The sequence below is a fragment of the Streptomyces sp. NPDC007808 genome, from assembly GCF_042868655.1.
Taxonomy (GTDB): Bacteria; Actinomycetota; Actinomycetes; order Streptomycetales; family Streptomycetaceae; genus Streptomyces.
The window spans coordinates 98773-119522 of the sequence record NZ_JBIAEQ010000011.1; the positions used below are offsets into that span (position 1 = coordinate 98773).

The 20750-nt window shown below is 71.1% G+C and carries 24 protein-coding genes and 1 pseudogene; 15 read left to right on the forward strand and 10 right to left on the reverse strand.

Annotated elements, in window-relative coordinates; all coding sequences use genetic code 11:
* Positions 1 to 111: 111 nt before the first annotated feature.
* Both ACFYNL_RS35325 and ACFYNL_RS35330 read right to left on the reverse strand, forming a co-directional pair.
* Positions 112 to 774, reverse strand: a complete 663-nt coding sequence (locus ACFYNL_RS35325) for a response regulator (protein WP_388811089.1) — start codon at positions 772 to 774, stop codon at positions 112 to 114.
* Entirely contained in the window at positions 771 to 1898 is a 1128-nt protein-coding gene (locus ACFYNL_RS35330) for a histidine kinase (protein WP_388811091.1), read from the reverse strand. The genes ACFYNL_RS35325 and ACFYNL_RS35330 overlap by 4 nt, the downstream gene beginning before the upstream one ends.
* Positions 1899 to 2117: 219 nt before the next feature.
* Here ACFYNL_RS35330 and ACFYNL_RS35335 point away from each other — a divergent pair, with 219 nt between their 5' ends.
* The 4 genes from ACFYNL_RS35335 to ACFYNL_RS35350 all read left to right on the forward strand — a co-directional run bounded on the left by ACFYNL_RS35335 (position 2118) and on the right by ACFYNL_RS35350 (position 5725).
* Positions 2118 to 2540 carry a DUF6223 family protein gene (locus ACFYNL_RS35335; protein ID WP_388811094.1) on the forward strand — a complete coding sequence of 141 codons (423 nt, stop codon included), beginning with the start codon at positions 2118 to 2120 and terminating at the stop codon, positions 2538 to 2540.
* 219 nt (positions 2541 to 2759) lie between these two features.
* The gene (locus ACFYNL_RS35340; RefSeq protein ID WP_388811097.1) at positions 2760 to 4100 is read left to right on the forward strand and encodes a ferric reductase-like transmembrane domain-containing protein; all 1341 of its coding nucleotides are present in this window, start codon (positions 2760 to 2762) and stop codon (positions 4098 to 4100) included.
* A gap of 191 nt (positions 4101 to 4291) precedes the next feature.
* Positions 4292 to 4693, forward strand: a complete 402-nt coding sequence (locus tag ACFYNL_RS35345) for a DUF3662 domain-containing protein (protein WP_388811100.1) — start codon at positions 4292 to 4294, stop codon at positions 4691 to 4693.
* A 168-nt stretch (positions 4694 to 4861) separates the two neighbouring features.
* Positions 4862 to 5725, forward strand: coding sequence for an alpha/beta fold hydrolase (locus tag ACFYNL_RS35350; RefSeq protein ID WP_388811687.1), 864 nt, complete (start codon positions 4862 to 4864; stop codon positions 5723 to 5725).
* Positions 5726 to 5775: 50 nt separating this feature from the next.
* Here the strand turns inward: ACFYNL_RS35350 and ACFYNL_RS35355 are convergent, their stop codons facing one another.
* Entirely contained in the window at positions 5776 to 6774 is a 999-nt protein-coding gene (locus ACFYNL_RS35355; protein ID WP_388811102.1) for a glycosyltransferase family 2 protein, read from the reverse strand.
* Between the two features lie 93 nt (positions 6775 to 6867).
* On the opposite strand from ACFYNL_RS35355, the gene ACFYNL_RS35360 reads away from it, so the two are divergent.
* Together ACFYNL_RS35360 and ACFYNL_RS35365 are read left to right on the forward strand one after the other, a co-directional pair.
* Complete coding sequence (locus ACFYNL_RS35360; protein WP_388811104.1) at positions 6868 to 7338, forward strand: GtrA family protein; 471 nt, start codon at positions 6868 to 6870, stop codon at positions 7336 to 7338.
* Positions 7339 to 7420: 82 nt separating this feature from the next.
* Complete coding sequence (locus ACFYNL_RS35365; RefSeq protein ID WP_388811106.1) at positions 7421 to 8797, forward strand: hypothetical protein; 1377 nt, start codon at positions 7421 to 7423, stop codon at positions 8795 to 8797.
* Positions 8798 to 8879: 82 nt separating this feature from the next.
* On the opposite strand, the gene ACFYNL_RS35370 is transcribed toward ACFYNL_RS35365, so the two are convergent.
* A complete protein-coding gene (locus tag ACFYNL_RS35370; RefSeq protein WP_388811109.1) occupies positions 8880 to 9083 on the reverse strand; it encodes a hypothetical protein in 204 nt (67 codons plus the stop codon).
* A gap of 217 nt (positions 9084 to 9300) precedes the next feature.
* Between ACFYNL_RS35370 and ACFYNL_RS35375 the strand changes: the two genes are divergently transcribed.
* Together ACFYNL_RS35375 and ACFYNL_RS35380 are read left to right on the forward strand one after the other, a co-directional pair.
* Positions 9301 to 9969: a HEAT repeat domain-containing protein gene (locus ACFYNL_RS35375; RefSeq protein WP_388811690.1), complete on the forward strand. Its 669-nt coding sequence runs from the start codon at positions 9301 to 9303 to the stop codon at positions 9967 to 9969.
* A gap of 6 nt (positions 9970 to 9975) precedes the next feature.
* Positions 9976 to 10980: a HEAT repeat domain-containing protein gene (locus ACFYNL_RS35380; RefSeq protein ID WP_388811111.1), complete on the forward strand. Its 1005-nt coding sequence runs from the start codon at positions 9976 to 9978 to the stop codon at positions 10978 to 10980.
* 76 nt (positions 10981 to 11056) lie between these two features.
* Here the strand turns inward: ACFYNL_RS35380 and ACFYNL_RS35385 are convergent, their stop codons facing one another.
* A complete protein-coding gene (locus tag ACFYNL_RS35385; RefSeq protein ID WP_388811113.1) occupies positions 11057 to 11386 on the reverse strand; it encodes a helix-turn-helix transcriptional regulator in 330 nt (109 codons plus the stop codon).
* A gap of 107 nt (positions 11387 to 11493) precedes the next feature.
* On the opposite strand from ACFYNL_RS35385, the gene ACFYNL_RS35390 reads away from it, so the two are divergent.
* Entirely contained in the window at positions 11494 to 11898 is a 405-nt protein-coding gene (locus ACFYNL_RS35390) for an STAS domain-containing protein (RefSeq protein WP_388811115.1), read from the forward strand.
* Between the two features lie 140 nt (positions 11899 to 12038).
* Entirely contained in the window at positions 12039 to 12785 is a 747-nt protein-coding gene (locus ACFYNL_RS35395; RefSeq protein WP_388811118.1) for a hypothetical protein, read from the forward strand.
* A 15-nt stretch (positions 12786 to 12800) separates the two neighbouring features.
* Here ACFYNL_RS35395 and ACFYNL_RS35400 read toward each other — a convergent pair whose 3' ends face one another.
* Positions 12801 to 14195, reverse strand: a complete 1395-nt coding sequence (locus ACFYNL_RS35400; protein ID WP_388811120.1) for an NAD(P)-binding domain-containing protein — start codon at positions 14193 to 14195, stop codon at positions 12801 to 12803.
* 525 nt (positions 14196 to 14720) lie between these two features.
* On the opposite strand from ACFYNL_RS35400, the gene ACFYNL_RS35405 reads away from it, so the two are divergent.
* Complete coding sequence (locus ACFYNL_RS35405) at positions 14721 to 15095, forward strand: ArsR/SmtB family transcription factor (RefSeq protein WP_388811123.1); 375 nt, start codon at positions 14721 to 14723, stop codon at positions 15093 to 15095.
* Positions 15096 to 15111: 16 nt separating this feature from the next.
* Here the strand turns inward: ACFYNL_RS35405 and ACFYNL_RS35410 are convergent.
* The 3 genes and pseudogenes from ACFYNL_RS35410 to ACFYNL_RS35420 form a co-directional block, all read right to left on the reverse strand.
* Positions 15112 to 16148: pseudogene (locus ACFYNL_RS35410) on the reverse strand (NAD(P)-binding protein); the annotation flags it as partial.
* Between the two features lie 4 nt (positions 16149 to 16152).
* The gene (locus ACFYNL_RS35415) at positions 16153 to 16941 is read right to left on the reverse strand and encodes an aquaporin (protein WP_388811125.1); all 789 of its coding nucleotides are present in this window, start codon (positions 16939 to 16941) and stop codon (positions 16153 to 16155) included.
* A gap of 60 nt (positions 16942 to 17001) precedes the next feature.
* Positions 17002 to 17316 (reverse strand): ArsR/SmtB family transcription factor, encoded by a 315-nt coding sequence (locus tag ACFYNL_RS35420; RefSeq protein WP_388811128.1) that lies wholly within the window; start codon positions 17314 to 17316, stop codon positions 17002 to 17004.
* A 145-nt stretch (positions 17317 to 17461) separates the two neighbouring features.
* On the opposite strand from ACFYNL_RS35420, the gene ACFYNL_RS35425 reads away from it, so the two are divergent.
* Positions 17462 to 17881: an arsenate reductase ArsC gene (locus tag ACFYNL_RS35425; RefSeq protein WP_388811130.1), complete on the forward strand. Its 420-nt coding sequence runs from the start codon at positions 17462 to 17464 to the stop codon at positions 17879 to 17881.
* Between the two features lie 105 nt (positions 17882 to 17986).
* Here ACFYNL_RS35425 and ACFYNL_RS35430 read toward each other — a convergent pair whose 3' ends face one another.
* Entirely contained in the window at positions 17987 to 19066 is a 1080-nt protein-coding gene (locus ACFYNL_RS35430; RefSeq protein WP_388811133.1) for a barstar family protein, read from the reverse strand.
* A gap of 197 nt (positions 19067 to 19263) precedes the next feature.
* Here ACFYNL_RS35430 and ACFYNL_RS35435 point away from each other — a divergent pair, with 197 nt between their 5' ends.
* The 3 genes from ACFYNL_RS35435 to ACFYNL_RS35445 are packed head-to-tail and all read left to right on the forward strand — an operon-like array spanning position 19264 to position 20713.
* A complete protein-coding gene (locus tag ACFYNL_RS35435; protein WP_388811135.1) occupies positions 19264 to 19608 on the forward strand; it encodes a PadR family transcriptional regulator in 345 nt (114 codons plus the stop codon).
* Positions 19605 to 20441, forward strand: a complete 837-nt coding sequence (locus tag ACFYNL_RS35440; RefSeq protein WP_388811138.1) for an HD domain-containing protein — start codon at positions 19605 to 19607, stop codon at positions 20439 to 20441. Before ACFYNL_RS35435 ends, ACFYNL_RS35440 begins: the two co-directional genes overlap by 4 nt.
* Positions 20435 to 20713, forward strand: a complete 279-nt coding sequence (locus tag ACFYNL_RS35445) for a hypothetical protein (RefSeq protein ID WP_388811140.1) — start codon at positions 20435 to 20437, stop codon at positions 20711 to 20713. Before ACFYNL_RS35440 ends, ACFYNL_RS35445 begins: the two co-directional genes overlap by 7 nt.
* Positions 20714 to 20750 lie beyond the last annotated feature (37 nt).

The following is a 20750-nucleotide window of genomic DNA, read 5'->3' on the forward strand; positions in this document are numbered from 1 at the left end:
CGACCCGCCCGCACCCCGAGCACGGAGATCGCACCATGCTCCCGCTCGGGCGCCGCGGCCTGGGCCGTGCGGCGTGGAGGGCGGTGCCACAGCTCTCGGGGACGGTCGCTCTCACGAGCCGGGCGGGGTGACCAGGCCGGATTCGTAGGCCAGGACGACGAGTTGGGCCCGGTCGCGCACGTGCAACTTGGTCATGGCCCGGTTGATGTGGGTCTTGGCCGTCACCGGGCTGATCACCATGCGGCCGGCGATGTCATCGTTGGACAGACCCTGGGCGACGAGGACGACGGCCTCGCGTTCGCGGCTGGTGAGCTCTCCCAGCGCCTTCGTGCTGTCGGCGGGGAGCGGCTGGGTGACGTACCGGTTGATGAGCTTGCGCGTGATGGACGGTGCCAGCAGGGAGTCGCCGCGCGCGGCCACACGGATGGAATGCAGGAAGTCCTCCGGCAGGACGTCCTTGACGAGGAACCCGGCGGCGCCGGCGCGCAGCGCGTCGAAGACGTACTCGTCCAGGCCGTAGTTGGTCAGGATGACGACGTGCACCTGGGACAGTGCCGGGTCGGCGGCGATGCGACGGGTCGCTTCGATGCCGTCGAGGATCGGCATCTGGATGTCGATCAGGGCGACATCGGGCAGGTGCTTCCGGGCCAGGTCCAGGCCCTCCTTGCCGTCGGCGGCCTCGGCCACCACCTCGATGTCGTCCTCCAGGTCGAGGAGGGCGCGGAATCCGCTGCGGATGAGCGGCTGGTCGTCGACGAGCAGGACACGAATCATGGCGTCCGGTCCACGGGGAGTTCGGCTTGGACGGTGAAGCCGCCCTTGCCGCGCGGTTGTGCGCGCAGTCGGCCACCGAGGGCGGTGACGCGTTCGCGCATGCCGAGCAGGCCGAGGCCCGGTGACGGGGTGGTGCCCGGCGTCGCTGTGCCGTCGTCGTCGATGCGTACGGCGAGTGCGTCCGCACGACAGTCGATCCGCACCGACGCCGTGCTCGCGTCCGCGTGCCGGGTGATGTTGGTGAGGGATTCCTGGACGATCCGGTAGACGGTCCGGGCCACCGCTGCCGGCACGTGGTGCCGCTGCCCCTCGATCGTCAGTGTCGCGTCCAGACCCGTGGTGCGGGCCCGCTCCACCAGTTCCGGGACGTCGTCGAGGCCACGGGGCGGAGTCGTGTCGTCGTCGCGCAGTGCCTCCAGCGTCGCGCGCAGTTCGCGGGCCGCTTCCCGTCCGGCCTCCTGGATGGCCAGCAGCGCCTGGGGCACCTCCTCGCCGCGTCGGCGGGCCACATGCACGGCGGCTTCCGCCTGCACCTTGATGACCGAGATCTGGTGGGTGAGCGAATCGTGCAACTCCCGTGCGATGCGCAGCCGTTCCTCGTCGGCACGGCGTAGCGCGGTTTCCTCGCGGGTGCGTTCGGCCTCGTCCGCCCGCCGTTCGGCCTGCCGCAGCGCCTCACCCGCCGCGCCTGCCGCGACCAGCCAGGCGATTTCGAGGGCGCCTCGGGCCTGAGCGAACGCCTCGCTCGTGCTGTGCGGGCCCGAGATCAGGGCCGCGACGGGCAGAGCCGTCAGCATGGCCACGCTCGCGGTCACCGTGACGATGCGGTGTCCCGCCCGCATCGCCGCGTACACGGCGAACAGGTAGGCCACGGCAGGCACATCGAATCCGGCCGCCTGGTACCCCACGGCGCACACCCCGGTGGCGGCCAGGACGGCGACCGGAGTCCGGCGGCGCGCGACCAGCGCCAGCCCGCCGGCCGTCAGCAGCGCGTACCCGAGCAGGTCCGAACTCGCGGTGGAACGCTGCCCGGACAGCCCGGTCACCAGCAGCGCCACCGCCACACCGACAGCGATGACCCGGTCTGCGACGCGGGCCCGGCCATCGGTTTCCGCTGCACTCATGCGCGCACCCTAACCGGCCGCCGTCGCGGGCGAGTCAGCCTCGTGGGGGAGGGGCCCACTACCGCGTACGCAGTACCTTCGGGGCCCGTGCGGCGTGCGCGGCAGCCCGATGCGCGATCGGCGGCAGCGTGAAGTGCCCGCGTTCGCCGGACGACTTGGGGTGGGCCCGGCCGACATGCTCGGCTGACACCCACTCGTAGGAAGAGAAGGAGCCCTTCGATGTCTGCTCGCCGTCTGCTCTTCGCCGCCGCGTTCGCCCTGCTCGCCGGCATCGTTCTCGCCGCACCGGCGGCCGCACAGGCTTCGGCCCACCCCGTCGCGGCCGGTGCCTACGAGTTCGGTGCCGGGCGAGTGGGGGCCGTGACGGGCGCCTTGTCAGGGCTCGCCGGCGTACTTGTGGCCTGGCTGGCGCTCGCCCGCCCGTCCGGTCGCCTCGGCACCGGCAACGGATCACTCGGCGGCATGCTGGCCATCGTGACGGGGCTGGTCGGTATGGCTCTCGGCGGCTTGGTCGCGGCCACCGCCGACGGAGGTCTCGGCACGGGCAACGGGTTGGGCGGCGCCTACGTGGCCATGGTGACGGGGCTGATCGGTACGGCCCTCGGCGGGCTGGCCCTGACTCGTTCCCGCCGAACCGGCTGACCTTCACGAACGCCGGCGCGGCGGACCGCCGCGGCACCCCGTGGCCTCGGCAGGACCGGGCGGAGAGCCAGGCTCAGCGACTCACTCGACGTGCCCGCTGCGGGGCGCGTGTTCGAGTGAGTGCTCCCGGCTACGCCATCGGACGGGTTGCCGCCGGAGCACGCATGGCGGGAGGCTGCTCCGACGCAGAGCCATCGGCGGGAGATTGGTGGGCAACCCATGACGACGGCGAGCAAGGCGGTGCGCACGGGCACCGTGCTTCCGGTGGCTGCGGCGCGCCGGGCGACGTGGGCCTTCGTCATCGCCAACGTGGTGGTGGTCGAGGCACTGTTCCTCAGCGCCGACGCGGGCAAGAACCAGGTGCTCACGGTCGCCAGGTTCTTCGGCGTGCACGCGGCCCTGCTGCTGGTGTTCCAACTGCTGCTGGTGGCCCGGCTGCCGTGGCTGGACCGCCGTATCGGGACGGACCGGCTCACGGTGTGGCATCGCTGGGTCGGCTTCCTCCTGCTGTGGACCGTCCTCACTCATGCCACGTCGGTGGTGCTCGGCTACGCGACACTCGACGACACGTCCATGGGGAAGACGTTCGTCGCCCTGAGCGGTGTGCCGGCCTCCCTGCTGGGCATGCTCGCCGCGGCCGTGATCGTCGTGATCGCCGGGCTCTCCACCCGGGCGCTGCGGCGACGGCTGCCGTACGAGGTCTGGCACGGTCTGCACCTGTTGCTCTACATCGCTCTGGGCCTGTCGTTCGTCCACCAGTTGCTGGAGACGACGACCTTCACGTCCTCCGCTCCCGCCACGGCCTACTGGTGGATCCTGTGGCTGTTCGCCTTCGGCGCGCTGCTGACCGGGCGTCTTGCCCTGCCACTGTGGCGCAACGCCTATCACCGTTTCCGCGTCGCGGCCGTGGTACCGGAGTCCGACGACGTGGTCTCCGTGTACGTCACCGGTCGCCACCTCGACAAACTCCCCGCTCGGGCAGGCCAGTTCTGTATCTGGCGGTTCCCCGGGCACCACCACTGGTGGCTGGCCAACCCCTTCTCCCTCTCGGCGGCGCCGGGCGGTCAGGGACTGCGCCTGACGGCGAAGGCGGTGGGCCGCACCAGCGCCGGCCTGCGCGGCGTCGCGGTGGGCAGTCGCGTCTTCGTCGAGGGCCCGTACGGGGCGTTCACCTCGTTGCACCGGACGCGCCCCAAAGCCCTGCTGATCGCCGGCGGGGTGGGGATCACGCCGGTGCGGGCCCTGCTGGAGGAACGGACGAGCGGCGATGTCGTCGTGCTGTACCGGGTCCGTAGCGAAGCGGACGCCGTACTGCTGGACGAGGTGCGTGACCTCGTCGCGCTGCGGGGCGGACGCTTGCACCTGCTCACCGGCCCGACCGGCGAGTACGGCGTCGCCCCGTTCGCCGCGAGCAGCCTGCACCGGCTGGTGCCCGACATCATCGAACGCGACGTGTACGTCTGCGGTCCGCCCGCCATGACCAAGGCCGTGCTCGGTGGCCTACGTGACCTCCGGGTCCCCGCGCGGCAGGTGCACGCCGAGAAGTTCAGCATGGCCTGACCGCGGCGCGCCGTGCGGGTTCACCGGACCTTCACGCCGGACGGGCCATGACGCACACCCTGGCGGACACCCGGCGGATGGAGTCGGCCGGCGGAGCCCGCGCGGCGGCGTACCGGACGGCTCCGGGTGCAGCGCGTGCCGTCGCAAGAGCAGGCACGGTCGTGATGACGAGGAAGGAGTGAGGGAGAGCTATGAGCACGCTCACCGGATGGGAGCGGGCCCTTGAGCGCGCCGAGGGGGCGCTTCTGGCGCAGATCTTCCACAGGGAACCGATCGAGCTGGTGGACGCGCTGCGGCGTGAATGTGACAGCAACGCCGTGGTGTGCAGCCAGACCCGGGTCGTGGTACCGAACGCGTACGAGGTGGAACTCGCCGAACACGTCCACGACGAACTGGCCCGCCGCAAGGGCGAGGTGGGGCAGGTCCTCACCGACAGGCTGGCACAGTACGGAGAGCGCCGGGGTTACGAATGGGCGGGGCCGTTGGCCGTCCACGTCACCAGGTCCCGCGACGTCCCCAACGGCCGATATCGCGTGACGAGCACGGTGATGCCTCATGTCAGCGCCGACGGTTTCCAGCCCTCGCGCGACTGAAGGAACTTCGCCGCGCGCGACCGGGTGGAACGCCTTGTACCGGTTGCGCGGATGATCTTCGGCTGCATAGTGTCCCTCGTTGATGTCGGACATCCGTTCGTCAAGTTGCGGGGGAAGCCTCGTGGGCGTGCCGCCTTGGTGGGCGGAGGCCAGAAGGTGAGTAGACAGATGCAGCCGACGTTCGTGCTGGTTCACGGAGCGTTCGCGAACTCCTTCTCGTTCGCGCCACTCCAAGCCGAACTCGGCCTTCTCGGACACCGTTCAGTCGCTGTCGACCTGCCAGGCCACGGTTTCGGGGCGACTTACCTGCGTGCCTATCAGGCGCCGCAGGATCTCGAAGGGCTCGCGGCCGCACCCGGCTCGATCAAGGGTGTCACGCTCGCCGACAACGTCGCCCATCTGACCGGCATCCTGGAGCGGGCCAAGGAGAACGGGCCCGTCATCCTGGTCTCGCACAGTCGTGGCGGTGTCACTGCCACCGCCGCGGCCAACGCCCGGCCGGACCTGATCGACCACATCGTCTACGTCGCGGCCTGGTGCCCGGTCGAGCTGGATGTCAACGACTACTACGCCGAGCCGGAGATGGCCTCGGTCGACGCCGCTTCGCTGGGTCTGGCGATGGTCGGGAACCCGGCCGAACTCGGCCTGCTGCGGGTCAACTTCCGCACCTCGGACCCCGATGCCCTCGCGGCGTTCAAGGCTGCCTTCTTCGCGGACGGCACCGACGACGAGTTCCTGACCTTCCTGAACACCTTCCAGCCCGACGAGAACCTGGATGTCGGCACGTCCGCCGACCGGGCGCAGGCCGCGAGCTGGGGCCGTATCCCGAAGACGTTCGTGCGTCTGACCGGCGACGCCAGTCTGCCGCTCGCCCTGCAGGATCGACTGATCCGCGAGGGGAACGCGCTGACGCCGGACAACCCGTACGACGTCCGTACCCTGGAAGGCAGCCACTTGAAGTGGCTGGTCGACCCGGCGCCGGCGGCCCGCGTCCTGGGGGAGCTCGCCGCGCTCACGGTCCGCACCGACTGATCACCGGTCCGACCCGGAGCGCCTCCGGCGGGCGTACGCGGTGTGTGCTGTCAGGAGCTGCCGGGGGTGGTCCGTGCGGGCACGGGGTCGGTGCCCGCCTGCCGTCCGGTGGGGCGCGGGGCGCGGACCGGTGCCGCGTAGGCGAGATGCGCGAGCCTCGACTGCTCCTGACGCATGTGCATGAGTGATTCGAGGATGTATCCCACGAGCAGGACCAGCGTCGCGATCGTCATGATCGCGGCCGCGAGGATCGCCGTGGGGATGCGCGGCACGGTGCCGGTTCGGACGAACTCGGCGATGACGGGGGTCCCGAGGACGACCGAGACGAAGGCCAGGAGACCTGCGAGCACGGTGTGGACGAGCGAGGGCCGCTCGCGCCGGGCGAGATCCAGAATGGCCCGCAGGATGCGCCAGCCGTCCCGCCAGGTGCGCAGTTTGCTCTCGCTTCCGGCGGGCCTGACGCGGTAGTCCACCACCAGCTCCGCCGTGGGCAGGCGCAGGTGGAGGGCGTGGATGGTCATCTCGGTCTCGGTCTCGAACTCACGGGCCAGCGCGGGGAAGGATTTGACGAACCGTCGCGAGAAGACCCGGTAGCCGCTGAGCATGTCGGTCACGTCGTTGCCGAACAGGAAGCGCACCGCGCCCGTCAGCAGCCTGTTGCCGGTGGCGTGGCCGGTCCGGTACGCGGCACTGACCGTCTCGCGGCGGGCGCCCACCACCTGGTCGTACGGCCCCTCGAAGAGCAGGTCCACCATGTCACGGGCCCTGGACGCGTCGTAGGTGTCGTCACCGTCGATGATCAGCAGGACGTCGGCGTCGACATCGGCGAAGGCCCGCCGGATGACGTTGCCCTTCCCCTTGCGCGGCTCTTCCCGGACGATCGCACCCGCCTCACGGGCGGCCTCCACCGTGCGGTCGGTCGAGGCGTTGTCGTACACGTAGATGTCGGCCTCGGGGAGGGTCGCCCGCAGGCTGCGGACCACCTTGCCGACAGCCGCCTCCTCGTTGTGGCACGGCACGACGCACGCGATGGTGGGTTCCACGGCCACTCCTTACCCGAACCGGTGCCGGATACAAGAGGAAATAATGCGATATGAGCGCGTCCGGGCGGTGAGGGCGCGCCGTGTCGTTACTCTCGCGGTGTGCCCGTCCTCAGATCCATGACGCTGCGTGTGCGTGATGCCGTCCGGGGCGTCTGGCGCGAGGCCGCCAAGTTCGGAGTGGTCGGGCTCCTGGCCTTCGTCGTCGACCACGGTGGCTACAACCTGCTGGTCTTCGGTCTCCCCGGCGGCACGCCGGGTGGGGTGATGCGGGCCGCCCCCGTCCAGGCGTCGCTCGTCGCCACGGCTGCCGCGACATTCGCCGGCTGGGTGGGGAACCGCTACTGGACCTACCGCCACCGTCATCGCGAGAAGGTGGGGCAGGAACTGGCCCTGTTCCTCTGCGCGAACGTCGTCGGCGTCGTCATCACGGCCGGCACGGTCTTCGCCTCACGACATCTGCTCGGGCTGGACTCGGCGCTCAGCGACAACAGCGCCCGTCTCTCCGGCTGGGTCCTCGCCACCCTGTTCCGCTTCTTCGCCTACCGGCGCTATGTCTTCGTGGCGCCCTGATCCGGACGGTCCGGCCGCCACTGCTAGCATCCGCCATATGGGACAAAATGTATTAAACCGGATTGAAAGACGCTGGGTTTGGGTGCTGGCCGCGCTTGCCGCGTCGTGCTGGCTGGCCACCACCGTCGTCTTCGCCCCCGGGTACATGAGTCCCGACAGCATCGACCAACTCCGTCAGGCCATGGGCAGGAGGCCACTGACCGACTGGCACCCGCCCGTGCTGAGCCTGGTGTGGCGTGCTCTCATCGCGGTCACCGGCACGTCCGCCTCGATGGCCGTCCTGCAGTCGGCCCTCTTCTGGGCGGCGCTGTGGGTGGTGGCGTGGTGCGTGTGGGCCATGACCGCACGACGCGGCGGTTCGCTCGCCGTCCTCGCCCTCGGTCTGACACCCCCCGTCCTGACGTTCGTCGGAGTGGTCTGGAAGGACGTCCATGTGGCCGTCGCGCTGCTCGCCGCCTGCGCGGTGGCCTTCGTCGGGCTGCGACTGCGCGACAGCCGTCCTCCCGGCGCGATGCGCTGGGTTCTGCTCTGGCTGGGCGTGCTCTTCCTCGCCTACGCCGTACTCGTGCGCAAGAACGCGTTCTTCGCGGCGATTCCGGTGTTCGTCCTGCTCGTCCGCGCGCTGTGGCAGGCACCCGGGCGCCGCACATGGGCCATGTGCACGGTGGCACTCGTGGCCGGTGTCGTCCTGCCCGCCGTCGCCATCTCCTGGTTCGCGCGGCCCGTACAGACCAAACAGGCCGCACAGATCATGATCGACGACCTGGTGCACGTGCTGACCGCTGAGGAACTGCGCTCGGCGGACGTGCCACGGGATCTCCGGAACCGCCTCGTGGCGGCAGCGGAGAAGTGCGAGCGCACCGGGACCCTGTCGGACGCCTACTGGGCCTGCTACGAACGCCCGGCCGCGGGCCTGACCGAGGACTCGGACCGGATCAGGTCCCTGTGGCTGCGCGAGATGAGCGCACACGTCCCCGAATATCTCCAGTACCGGCAGCGGCTCTTCGCGGCCCTGCTCTTCGAGACCGGCTACCCGTACCACCCGGGGGTCAGCTCCAACGACCTGGGGATCGAGGTGACCCACCCCTGGCTGGAAGACACGCTGGACGCGTACGTCAACGGCGTCGTCGCGGATCTGCGACCGCTCTTTCGGGGCTGGTTCTGGCTCGCGGTCGCGCTCGTGCTCGCCGTCCGTCCTGGACGGGGAGCCTTCCACCTGCCGATCCGGGCGCTGGGCATCAGCTCGGCGGCCTACGTGCTCGGCTACCTGTTCATCGTGCCGGCGACGAACTACCGCTATGTCTACTGGCCGGCCCTTGCCTGCACACTCGGTCTCGTCCTCCTCTGGACGGGCCGAGACGACACCGCTCCGGCCGGAGCCGGGGGAGAGCGGGTCCACGTCGGCCGAGAGCGATCCGAGGCGGTCCCCCTCAAGCGCCGGCCGCCGGCGTCGCCGTAGCCGCGTGAATCAACGCCGGCCGCACGGCCGGACCGGCGTCCGCAGCGGCCGGCTCAGGTGCCGACCGCTCAGGGCAACGGCGTCACGCGGCGTTGCGGTGCCTCCCGCGCCGCGCGCTCGGACGGCGGTCGGCGGACGAACGCTTCGTCGAGTGGACCAGACGCAGATGACGGCGCCCGGCGTGGCGTGCCGTACGCGGCTCGCCGAACACCCAGTCCTCGACACGATCCATCCCGTACAGCAGCAGCCCCAGTACCGGCAGCAGCAGAACAGCAACGATGATCACCAGCAGCCCCTCCCCGCCGTGGACACCCGCCGGGTGCCCGCCACGAGTGGGACCATCGCCCGCAGGATGTGAAGGGGTCGTGACGGCCGTACGCCTGGACACCCCGCCGCGCGCCTCACCGACAGCCGCACCGAGGCGGTTCTCGACGCTACGGCGTGACCGCGCCTTGACCTTGACACCGTGACAAGGTCTTCACTGCGGCCAGGAGGTGGTCGCGATGACCATGCTGAATGACGACACGAACCTGGCGCGAGCTCTCCGAGGGCTGGAGCGCGGCAGCGCCTCGGTGCGGCTGAAGGCGGCTCTGGCGGTGGGCACGGCCCCGGACCGGCGGTGCGTCGACACACTCGTCGAGCGTTGCGCGGTCGAGCCCGATTTCCACGTGCGCGAAATGCTGACGTGGGCACTGACTCGCCACTCGCCGTCGACGACGGTTCCGCGGCTCGTCGACGAACTCCGCTCGGAACGCGCGCAGGCACGGAGTCAGGCGTTGCACACGCTGTCCAAGATCGGCGATCGGCGGGCATGGCCGGCCATCACTCGGGCGCTGCTGACCGACGCCGACGACGAGGCGGCGCGCAGCGCCTGGCGCGCAGCGGTCGTGCTCGTGCCCGAAGGTGAAGAACCGGAGCTGGCCCGGGTGCTGGCGACGCAGCTGGGGCGGGGTGAACGGCAGATGCGGCTGAGCCTGAGCCGGGCGCTGATCGCGCTGGGTGAGGTGATCATGCCGATCCTGCGCGCCTCGATGGCGCATCCCGACCCTCGTGTACGGCAGCACGCGCACGCCACGGAACGGCTGTTGCGCGACCCCGAAGCGGGATTCGACTTCGCGATCGAGGAAGCGAAGCGCACCCTGGTCCTCGGTACGACCGGCCAGGAGGAGTGACAGGCAGTGTTGATCGGTGATGTGGCCCGACGGTCCGGGGTCAGCGCCCGCATGCTCAGGCACTACGACACGCTCGGCCTGGTGCGTCCGACCGGGCGTACCGACGCCGGCTATCGCGAGTACTCAAGCGCTGACATCCGGCGCATCTTCCATGTCGAGAGTCTGCGGTCACTGGGGCTGTCGCTGCGCGAGATCGGGCGTGCGCTGGACGAACCCGGCTTCGAGCCCTCGGAACTCGTCGACGACCTCATCCGCCGGACGCGCGAACGCATCGCGAGCGAGACGGAGCTGCTCACGCGACTGAAGCGGATCGGTGCCGCGGAACCCTCCCGCTGGGAGGAGGTCCTGGACGTGGTGGCGCTCCTCCAGGCCCTGGGGTCGGAGAGCGCAGGCAGGCGCCAACGCGCGGCTCTGTCCTCCACCGGGAAGGATCCGGTGCCTGTGGAGGCCCTGGTCGAGGCGGTACTGAGCGAGACGGACCCGAACGTCGCCGGAGCCCTCCGTTGGGCACTGGCGCGATCGGGAGAGGACGGACTGGCACTTCTGGCGGAGGGCCTCGACTCACCGGTGGCCGAGGTGCGGCTGCGTGCCGTCCAGTCCATCGCCAAGATTCCGAACGGTGGGGCCACCGCGCTGCTTCGGGACGCCCTCACCCACCCCGACAGCACAGTCCGCAGGCGTGCGGCTCTGGCGCTCGGGGCGCGTGGCGTGGCTGAGGCGGTACCGACGCTCATCGAGATGGTCGTCCAGGAGACGAACGACGCCGACGCGACGGACGCGCTGACCGCGTTGGCCGGCGATCCCGCCCTGACGGATCGGATCGCCACCGGGCTCGTCGACTGCCTCGACCGCGACACCATCGGATCGTCCGCACGGCGACGGCTCACGGAGGCGCTCGCGGACATCCCGTGCGGCACCACGACACGTGCCCTCGCGGATCTGTCCCACGACGAGGACCCCGCCGTCGCGCTCACGGCGAGGTACGTTCTCGAACTGCGCGACGAGCGCTGACCGCCCCCGGGGAGCCAGGCGCGTGGCCGGCCGAGCGGCGCGTCGCGCGCGGGGGTGCGGCGCCCACCGGACACCGCTAACGAGGGATCGGCTCCGCCATGCGTTCGGTCTCGTCCCGTACGAGCAGGGAGAGCAGGGAAGCCACGGTGAGGCCGGCTTCGGCCGGGTGGCGCAGGACCTTGTCCGGCTCGATGCGGTAGGTGTTGGTGCGTCCGTCCCTGGTGCGGGAGAGATAACCGTCCTGCTCCAGATCCGAGATGATCCGCGCCACGGCGCGCTCGGTGAGCCTGCAACGGGCGGCGATGTCACGGATGCGGACGTTCGGCCTGTCGGCGATGGCCGCCAGTACACGCGCGTGGCTGGTGATGAACGTCCATCCGGTATGAGATTCGGGCACTCCAACCATGTTCCGCATCTTAAGGGGGCACCGTTGCCTGAACCCAGATACATGACATACTTTTCAGGCAACCAATGACGTGCTCCCGCTGGGGGAGCCGCAGAAGGAGCCCGAAGGTGCCCTGGGACGAGGCCGTCAAGTCGACGTTCATGAGCAACACCGGTGGGAGGCCGCTACCGGAACAGGACGGTGCGTCCGTCTCGGTGGGCGATGGCGTGCTTCAGTACGAATGGCGCGGAGCCTGGGTCGTGGTCGCCCATGGCGAGTACGACATGGACTCGATCGCGCCGTTGACGGACGCGCTGGAGACCGCCGTCAGGAAGCACGCGACGGTGGTCCTGGACGCCTCAGGCGTCGCCTTCGCGGACTCGACGCTGCTGAATCTGCTCATCCGCACCCACCAGGCGGGCACCCTGCGCGTGGCCGCCCCGTCGCCACAACTTCGGCGGCTCTGTGAGATCACCGGGGCCGACACGCTGCTGGAGCTGCGCGGCTCGGTGGACGAGGCTGCCGTCGCCTGAGGCACCCGGGACGCCGGACCGGGCAGGGGTGCGGAACGGGGCGCTGACCGGCCGGGCAAGGTCGCTGACGAACTCCATCGGCGCGGTGGCCGGCTGGAAAGCGGGTGACAGCGACACCTGTCCTGACCGAGTATCGTCCCGTGACGCCTGACCTGCAGATTCTCTCCCTTCACGTCGTGGTTCCGGAGCTGCCGTCGCGTGGGGACGTGGTGGAGGTCCGCCCTCTTGTCGATGGGCGGGACATAGTGGCCGAAGCCTTCGACGAAGGTCCGGGCGAGGACCCCCGTCGCCTCCTGAGCCCGAACGGTCCGCTGGCAGCCGACAGGGAACCGCGCGAGGTCCGCCTGGCCGAGGCCGGGTGCACCGAACGGTGCTGCGGAGCCCTCTATGTGACGATCCGTCGTGACGGCGACCAGGTGGTCTGGGGCTCATGGCGCAACCCCGACGAATCCGAGGTCGATCTCCCGGAGTTCAGATTCGACGCTCAGCAATACGGAGCAGAGGTGCAGCGAGCGGCGTCGGATCATTCCTGGGAATGGCCGGCTCGGACCGTGGCCCGACTCCTTGAGGGCGCGCTTCGGCAGCGCACCGCCTGGCTGGAGCGCTGGGAATGCGAACTGGGAGGTGTGTCCGCTTGGCTCTGGGAACCGGAGCGGATCAATCTCTTCTTCTTCCATCCAGGTCGTTCCGCCATCAGGGAAGACCGTCCATGGCTCCAGTTCCGCATGTCTCTGGCCGTCTCCGGTGACGCACCGGCGGACCAGGCCGAGCGGCTCGCGGAGCGGCTCACGGCCGGCGACCCGCGCCGGACGGCGGAAGTCTGCGGCGGCGCACCGGAGTTCGCGCGACAACTCGGCTACCCCTGGCCCCAGAGGCGCAGAAGCTGATCCGCCGGTACGTGCTCAGGAGCCGCAGCAGCCCCCGCCCGCTGCCTCCGCGTCGGCGCCTGCTGTGGCGGGTGCGCTGAGCCGGATCGGCTGCGGGGTCGGGGCGCAGCAGCCGCCCCCTGTCTGCTCGCTCTCCGGGGTGTCGAACAGTCCGGCCCCGCCGCACACCCCGGTTTCGGGGAGGGTGAGTTCGACGCGGTCGGCGGCCTGCAGGTCGCCGGCGAGGGCGGCGACGACGGAACGGGCCTGCTCGTACCCGGTCATCGCCAGGAAGGTGGGGGCGCGGCCGTAGGACTTCATACCGACGAGGTAGATGCCCTGCTCGGGGTGGGCGAGTTCGCGGTGGCCGTGGGGCTGGACGGATCCGCAGGAGTGCCGGTTGGGGTCGATCAGAGGGGCGAGCGCGCGCGGGGCCTGGAGGCGCTCGTCCAGACCGAGGCGGATCTCGGAGAGGAAGGAGAGGTCCGGGCGGAACCCGGTGAGTACGACCACCTCGTCGACCGCGTCGAGACGGCGGCCGTCCTCGGCGGCCAGGACCAGGCGGCCGTCGGCGTCCCGTTCGATCGCCTCGGTCCGGAAGCCGGTGACCGCTTCCGCGTGGCCCGCGTCGACGGCGGCCTTCGCCGCGAGTCCGAGCGCGCCGCGTGCGGGGAGCTGGTCGGCTTCGCCGCCGCCGAAGGTGGAGCCGGAGATGCCGCGGCGCAGGACCCACAGCACCCGCGTTCCCTCCCCGTCGTCGGCCTCGGCCAGCTCGGCGAGGTGAGCCAGCGCGGTGAAGGCGGAGGCGCCCGAGCCGATCACGGCGGTGCGCCTTCCCGCGTACCGGGCGCGTACGGCCGGGTCCTTGAAGTCCGGGACGCGGTAGGTGATCCGGTCGGCCGCGGTGTGCTCTCCGAGGGCGGGGAGCCCGCTGCCGCCGGCCGGGCCCGGGGTGGTCCAGGTGCCGGAGGCGTCGATGACCGCACGGGCGAACAGCCGCTCGTGGCGGCCGTCGGCGTGCGCGACGTGGACGACGAACGGCTGGCTCTCGCGGTCGGCGTCGACGATGCGATCACGGCCCGCGCGGGAGACACCCGTGACCCGGGCGCCGGTACGGACGGTGTCGCCGAGGGCGTCGGCGAGCGGCTGCAGGTACTGCTCGACCCAGTCGCCGCCGGAGGGGTAGGCCGACGTGTCCGGCTTGGTCCAGCCGGTCGGGGCGAGGAGCTTCTCGGCCGCGGGGTCGATGAGCTCGCCCCAGGCGGAGAACAGCCGGACGTGCGACCACTCGCGCACCGCCGCACCGGCGGCCGGGCCGGCTTCGAGAACGAGCGGGGTGAGGCCGCGACCCGTGAGGTGGGCGGCGGCGGCCAGACCGGCGGGGCCGGCCCCGATCACGATGACGGGCAGCTCCATGGCGGGCGCGTTCACGGCGACTCCTAGCGTGTTTCGACGTTTGTCGATGGCTTGTGCGGATCAGCATGGCGCTTGATTCGATGGTCGTCAACATAGACGTATACCGAATTCCGGAGGGTCGCTCGCGCGCTGTCGGCGTCGCCTTGCTCGGCCCGGGCCGTGGTCGCGGTCTCCGGGGTCTTCGAGCGCCCCCCCCGAGTGGGGCAGGGTCGAGGCGCTCCTGGCGGGGGCGGGCTACCGGCCTTACGGGCCCCGCCTCGCCCCGGCCGCGCCCCGCGAAGGTGCCCTCGACCGCCGGGGTGGCGGCCCCGCCGTAAGGAGGAGTGCCGCACGCGGCCACCCGGACCTCGTACGTTCGTCGGGTTGTCGTGGAGGTTGCCGGTCTCGATGTCTTCGCGTCGGCGGCGCGTTCTGCGGTTTTCTTCGAGGCGACGCGTGGGCCGCGGCGGGGTCCGTGTCATCCGCAACCCGGCTGGCGGTCGGGATGCGGCCCAGCCGACCCCCTCGCCCGCCTGGTTCGACGTATGTCAACATAGACGCATGTCGAATGGCAAGGTGCTGCCCCTGCTCGAAACCGCCGGCCAGAGCGCGGCGGCGTGCTGCCCGCCACTGACCGAGCGTCCGTTCACCGCGGAGGAGGCCGAGACGGCCGCGCGGATGTTCAAGGCCCTGGGCGACCAGGTGCGGCTGCGGCTGTTCTCCGCGGTGGCCTCGCACGAGGGCGGCGAGGCGTGCGTGTGCGACATCTCCGACGTCGGCGTCTCGCAGCCGACCGTCTCCCACCACCTGAAGAAGCTCAAGGAGGCTGGACTGCTGACCTCCGAGCGGCGCGGCACCTGGGTGTACTACCGGGTGGAGCCGTCCGTGCTGACCGCCATGGGGCGGCTGTTGAGCACCGCGACGACCGCCGCCTGACCGGGCGCTTGCCGAACAGGTCGCCGACCGCGCGGGCCGCTTCGCGGACGCGGCGGCCGACGCCGGTCAGGGTGGCCGGGGCCGGGGCCGGGCCGGTCGCCGTAGCCGAGCAGGGGCGGGCGTGGCTCGTCCCCGGCCCGTGGGCCGACGATGGCGACGTGACCGCGCCGGCCGCGCAGTTGGAAGCGGGGCGAGGTGCGACAGGGCCCGCCTGAAGCCGGTGCACCTGATGATCGCGTCCGCCTCGGCACGCGTGCTGTCGGCAGCTGTCCGCGGTTTCGGGCCTCCCGAACCGGATCCACGGCGACGATGTGCCCGAGTGAGGCGACCCCACCGGTGTCGGTGCGCGCTGCGCCCAGAGTCCGGCGGCCGACGGTGGCCGCGTCGATCGGCGCGCGGCCGTCGAGGTCGTCGGCGAGGAAGCGGGACGGGTGCTGGGTGACCCAGGCGGGTTCGGCTGTCGTACACGAGGTCGGCGACGATCCCGGCACCGGGGGTGCCGCCGCCGACCACGATCACACGGCGTCCGACGAGGTCTCGCGGGCGCCGGTACCTCGCCGTGTGCAGCTGCTGCCCGCCGAAGTGCCCGCTCCCGGGCACGCCTGGGAGGAAGGGCGCCACCAGATGCCGGTCGCGCTGATGCCGGCGCCGACTCGCGAGTGTCCGGAGTCGGTCCCCGCGCAACGGAGTTCACCGTCCCGGTGCATGCCCGGCACCCGTACCGGCCGCGGTACGGGCAGTTCGTACCCCTTCTCGGGGTCGTATGAGTGCGCCACCACGTGGCAGCTGCCGGGGTATGCCTCTCCCGGCTGGTGCGGCATGGGCCGTCAGGGCAGGGAGGAGACGCAGGATGTGCGGCCGAGGAGAACCGACGCAGGGAGTCCCAGGTGTGCTGCCGTGCCGCCGGGTTCGCTCCGGGCGTCGAGGGCGACGCAGTCCAGGCCCAGGCGACGCAGGTGGTGGCTCGGTGGTGAGCCCGGTCCGGCCGCCGCCGGTCACCACCACCTGGAACGTCCGCGTGACCGAGTCGACGTCGGGGGCCGGGGGGAGGATGCCGCTATTCGGCGGTTTCCCGGCCGGGCATGAAGATGAGCGCCACCAGGGCCAGCCCGACCGCCGCACCGATCAGTTGCATGCCGACGAACCCCGCGACCGATCCGGGCGCGATGCCCGCGAAGGTGTCGGTGAAGGCGCGCCCGATCGTCACCGCCGGATTGGCGAAGGACGTGGACGAGGTGAACCAATAGGCCGCGCCGATGTACGAGGCGACAGCCACGGGTGCGAACCGCAGCCTGTCGGTCCGGGCCAGGCCGAAGATCAGCAGGATCAGACCGGCCGTCGCCACGACCTCGCCGAGCAACAGGTGGCCCGCCGACCGGTCGTGAGTGGACCACTTCACCAGCGGCTCACCGAACATCGCGTCCGCCAGCACCGCGCCCGCGATCGCACCGACCACCTGGGCCGGGACGTAGACGGCCGCTTCCCGCGACGAGACGCCGGCGCCACCGCGCCGGGCGGTCCACCACTCGGCCGCGGTGACGGCGGGATTGAAGTGCGCACCGGAGACGGGGCCGAGCAGGGCGATCAGGACGCCGAGGCCGAAGACGGTGGCCATGGAGTTGGCCAGCAGTTGGAGGCCGACGTCCTCGGTCAGTTCGGTGGCCTGGATGCCGGAACCGACCACGACCGCGACGAGCGCCGCCGTGCCGACCAGTTCCGCGGCTGCCTTGGAGATCAGTGGCGGCGCCTTGGGCGGGGTGGCACCTGGGGCGGGCTGCGGTTCAGCGGCGGGAGCCGCGGCGTCCCCGGCTCCTGCGTCGTGCTCGGTGGTCTCGGTGGTGCTCAAGAGCACTCCTACGTGGTTAAGGATGGCGTACGGGACGCGGCGACGGACGGGTGCCGGGGATCAGGGACAGGACCGCTTGACGTTGTTCTCAGCGGTTGCGCGCGCGGTCTCCGCGAGCTCGGTCAACTGACCGGCGAGGGAGGCGATGACGTCGGGCCTGAGCCGGTAGTAGGTGAACCGCCCGCAGGGCTCCGTCTCCACGACGCCCGCCTCGCGCAGCACCTTCAGATGGTTGGAGAGGTTGGTCTGCCTGGCCCCCGTCTCCTCGGTCAGGTGCGTGGTGCAGAGCGTCTCCTCGGCGAGCAGGGAGACGATCCGGAGGCGGAGCGGGTCCGCGAGAACCCGCATCAGATCAGTGTCGACTGACGTCAGCATGGGCTGATACTGTCACATCACTCCGGGCTGATACCAGCCTGGACCGACCCCTTGGAACCGCGCTTCGCCTCCACGGCACCCCGTCACCCGGAGGGCGTACCTGACCGCGTCACCCCTCCCGTTCCGCCCGACGAAGGAAGAACCGATGTCCTCCCGCCCGCTCGCCTCCGTGCTGTTCGTCTGTGTCCACAACGCCGGCCGTTCGCAGATGGCCGCCGGCTTCCTCTCCCACCTCGCGGGCGACCGGATCGAGGTCCGCTCCGCCGGCTCCGTCCCGGGCGACCAGGTCAACCCGGCGGCGGTCGAGGCCATGAAGGAAGTCGGCGTCGACATCTCCGCGGCGCAGCCGAAGATCCTCACCACCGAGGCCGTCCAGGCGTCCGACTACGTCATCACCATGGGCTGCGGCGACGCCTGCCCGATCTTCCCCGGCAAGCGCTACCTCGACTGGGCCCTGGAGGACCCGGCCGGCAAGGGCGTCGAGGCCGTCCGTCCCATTCGCGACGAGATCAGGACCCGTATCGAGGCCCTGATCGCAGAGATCGACGCCGAGCGGGAGGCGTGACCCGAGGGCTGAGCGCCGCCGTTACGGACGCGCCGCACGGCTGTGCCCGGTGCCGCGGGAAGCGTCGGGCCCGGCCGTGAAGCCCGCGCTGTCCCGGGCGCCGGTTCACGCGAGGGTGACGCGCATCCCGCCCTCGGTCAGGATCTCGATCACCGTGGCGACCAGGTCGTACCGCTCGCCCTCCGGTGCCAGGAGGCGGGAGAGGTGCTCGCGTGCGGTCGCGGCATCCCGCCAGAGCAGGCTGGCCGGCGCGGTGTAACCGAAGTCGCCGCGCAGACAGTCCGCGAGAGCGTCCAGGCAGCCGCCGAAGTAGCCGCCGGGCCCGTTGACGGCCTCACCGAGCGCCAGATATAGCGCCGGTTCGTCGGTGATGTGCCGACCGTCCAGCTCGTATGCGTGCCCGGCCGGTCGGCCCCGGTGCCGGAGCCGGCAGCCCCGTTCGCGGACGAGGTCCAGCCAGGCCGTGCGCTGTCGGGTGTCGAGACCGGTCCACTCACCGGGGGCGTCCGGAGGGCCGGCCAGCCAGCGCTCCCAGACCCGCCGGGCGTGGGTCGGTACGGGTTCGAGCCCGCCGTCGAGTTCCAGGTCGACCAGGTCCGTACCCGACGAGGAGGGCTTGCAGGCGCGGACCTTGGGCCAGAGCAGTCGGTCGGTGAGCGGTTCGCCGCGGTCGTCCCGTATCTCCAGGCACACCTCGTCGAGGTGCAGAGTGCGCCGGTCGCTCGCCCGCCTCGCCCGTACGAGCGGATCATTCGGGGCGATCCCGCGCAGGACGAGCGAGGGCTCCGGGAGGTCGGGCGGCAGGATACGGGTGAACTCCCGGCAGGAACCCAACCACCGGTACCCGTCGTGCAGTCGGACAGGACCCGAGTGCGCTTCGGGCGGGCCCTCGTAGTCGTCCAGGCCCGTGAGGACCAGGCCGTCCGGCGCGTACGATGCGACGCACTGCGCGTCCTCCAGGAGCCAGGCGTCGAGCTTCCTGTCTTCCGGCACCAGCCACACCCGGTCACCGACCCAGCCGCGGACCTCGGCTGCCTCCGGAACCCAGCCGAACAATTCGTACGTCCCACGCCGCGGCTCTCCGAACAGCCCCTCCACCTCGGCGCAGACAGCCCAGACACGGCCGGTGTCGGTGTCCGTCAGCCTGTAACGCCCTTGTCCGCGACGGCCCCTGTCCTCATGCACGGGGGCATCATGCCCGGAACCGTGTGCGGACCGCGCCGCATTTTCCCCGGCCCTCGGCACCTGCGCCGACCTGCTCCAGCGGATCACGGGCGACCTCGCGCGGTCGGGCGAGGTGGCGTAACTCGGGGGTGACTGCGGGCAGTTGCCTCCTCACGCCACCCTAGACAGGCTGTATATAGGCTATGTAGAGTACGAGTATGGGTACCTTGCGTATGACCCTGCAGACCCAACTGGTCCTGCGGGCCCTGCTGGAGGACCCCGCCAGTCAGCGCTACGGCCTTGAGCTGTGCGACCTGGCGGGATTGCCGTCGGGCACGATCTATCCGATCCTCGCCCGCCTGGAACAAGTCGGCTGGGTGGACAGCACCTGGGAAGACCCTTCCGTACACGAGGAAGCGGGCCGTCCGCGCCGACGCTTCTACCGGATCACCGAGGACGGCGCCGAGCAGGCCCGCGACGCTCTCGCCCGGGCCTACCGTGCCCGCAAACAGCCCCTGCCGGGGTGGGCCGCCCGCCCGGCCGCCGACGGGGGAGTGTCATGAACGGCCCGCGCCGGTCGACGCGGCGAGCCGGCAAGCGCCGTCCCGCCACCACAACCCTGGACAGCCTGCTGTCCGTTGCGCGGACGCGCCACTCGGACGCCGGTGTTGCGCTGATCCGGCGCGCCCACCACGAGGCCGCCGTCTGGCACGAGGGCCAAACCCGCCGCAGCGGAGACACCGTCCTCAGTCACTGCGTCGCGGTCGCCGCCATCGTCGCCGAGGTCGGCATGTCGCCGTACGTGATTTGCGCGGCCCTGCTGCACGACATCGACGACACTCCCTGCCCGCCGAACCGTGTCACCGAACACTTCGGGCAGGAGATCGCCGATCTGATCTCTGCCGTCCGCACCGCCGAACTCGGCAGGATCCCACTGAGCGGCCTGACCTTCACCAAGGCGAGCCCCACCGTCCAACCGACCCAGGACGATGCCGTGCTGGCCATACGCCTCGCCGACCGGCTGCACAACATGCGCACCATCGCGTTCCTGGCCCCTGACAGGCAGTACCGCCGAGCGCGCGAAACCATCGACGTACTCGCGCCCATGGCCCGTGCGGCCGGCCTGACCGAGGTGGGTCGTGAACTGCACGACCTCTCCGCGGAGGTCCTCCGCCCCAAGACCTCCGCCCTGGCCGCCACCCCCCGCGTGCTGACCGCGCTGACCCTGCTGCTGCCCGCTCCGCAGCGAGCACGATGGCAGGAGGAATGGCACGCCGAACTCGCCACCCTCCCCGACCGCCGTGCCCGCGCGCGCTTCACCTGCCGAATCCTGCTCGGCACGCCCAGGCTGTCCCTGACACTGCGCCGCCCGGCTTTCCGGGAGCGGCGATGGTGAGCACCGCCGCCCGCCTGGGCGGTGTGCTGGGGGCGACGGCCGCTTTCGCTATCGCCATGGCACGCGGAGGTCTGTCCGCCTGGACGACCGGGATGCTCACGGCAGGCGCTCTCGTCCTGCTGGCCGTCGTCCTGTTCGTTCCGAGCGAGACCCCAGCCCGTCGACTGGGCCGGCTCATCGAGGCATGGCGCACCGCAACCGACAGCCCCGTCAGGTACGAGCCGGTGCAGCCTCCCGAGGCTCCCCCCTCTCCGGCCCGGGACGGCAGCTGAAACGGCCCGGCCCGCCCCGGCCTTGAGGCCCGGCCGA

What these genes read in the sequence shown, in the direction of transcription:
- ACFYNL_RS35325 (WP_388811089.1), bottom strand. Translation starts at nt 774, where the DNA reads ATGATTCGTGTCCTGCTCGTCGACGACCAGCCGCTCATCCGCAGCGGA.
- ACFYNL_RS35330 (WP_388811091.1), bottom strand. Translation starts at nt 1,898, where the DNA reads ATGAGTGCAGCGGAAACCGATGGCCGGGCCCGCGTCGCAGACCGGGTC.
- ACFYNL_RS35335 (WP_388811094.1), top strand. Translation starts at nt 2,118, where the DNA reads ATGTCTGCTCGCCGTCTGCTCTTCGCCGCCGCGTTCGCCCTGCTCGCC.
- ACFYNL_RS35340 (WP_388811097.1), top strand. Translation starts at nt 2,760, where the DNA reads ATGACGACGGCGAGCAAGGCGGTGCGCACGGGCACCGTGCTTCCGGTG.
- ACFYNL_RS35345 (WP_388811100.1), top strand. Translation starts at nt 4,292, where the DNA reads ATGAGCACGCTCACCGGATGGGAGCGGGCCCTTGAGCGCGCCGAGGGG.
- ACFYNL_RS35350 (WP_388811687.1), top strand. Translation starts at nt 4,862, where the DNA reads ATGCAGCCGACGTTCGTGCTGGTTCACGGAGCGTTCGCGAACTCCTTC.
- ACFYNL_RS35375 (WP_388811690.1), top strand. Translation starts at nt 9,301, where the DNA reads ATGACCATGCTGAATGACGACACGAACCTGGCGCGAGCTCTCCGAGGG.
- ACFYNL_RS35385 (WP_388811113.1), bottom strand. Translation starts at nt 11,386, where the DNA reads ATGGTTGGAGTGCCCGAATCTCATACCGGATGGACGTTCATCACCAGC.
- ACFYNL_RS35405 (WP_388811123.1), top strand. Translation starts at nt 14,721, where the DNA reads ATGTCGAATGGCAAGGTGCTGCCCCTGCTCGAAACCGCCGGCCAGAGC.
- ACFYNL_RS35420 (WP_388811128.1), bottom strand. Translation starts at nt 17,316, where the DNA reads ATGCTGACGTCAGTCGACACTGATCTGATGCGGGTTCTCGCGGACCCG.
- ACFYNL_RS35425 (WP_388811130.1), top strand. Translation starts at nt 17,462, where the DNA reads ATGTCCTCCCGCCCGCTCGCCTCCGTGCTGTTCGTCTGTGTCCACAAC.
- ACFYNL_RS35435 (WP_388811135.1), top strand. Translation starts at nt 19,264, where the DNA reads ATGGGTACCTTGCGTATGACCCTGCAGACCCAACTGGTCCTGCGGGCC.
- ACFYNL_RS35440 (WP_388811138.1), top strand. Translation starts at nt 19,605, where the DNA reads ATGAACGGCCCGCGCCGGTCGACGCGGCGAGCCGGCAAGCGCCGTCCC.
- ACFYNL_RS35445 (WP_388811140.1), top strand. Translation starts at nt 20,435, where the DNA reads ATGGTGAGCACCGCCGCCCGCCTGGGCGGTGTGCTGGGGGCGACGGCC.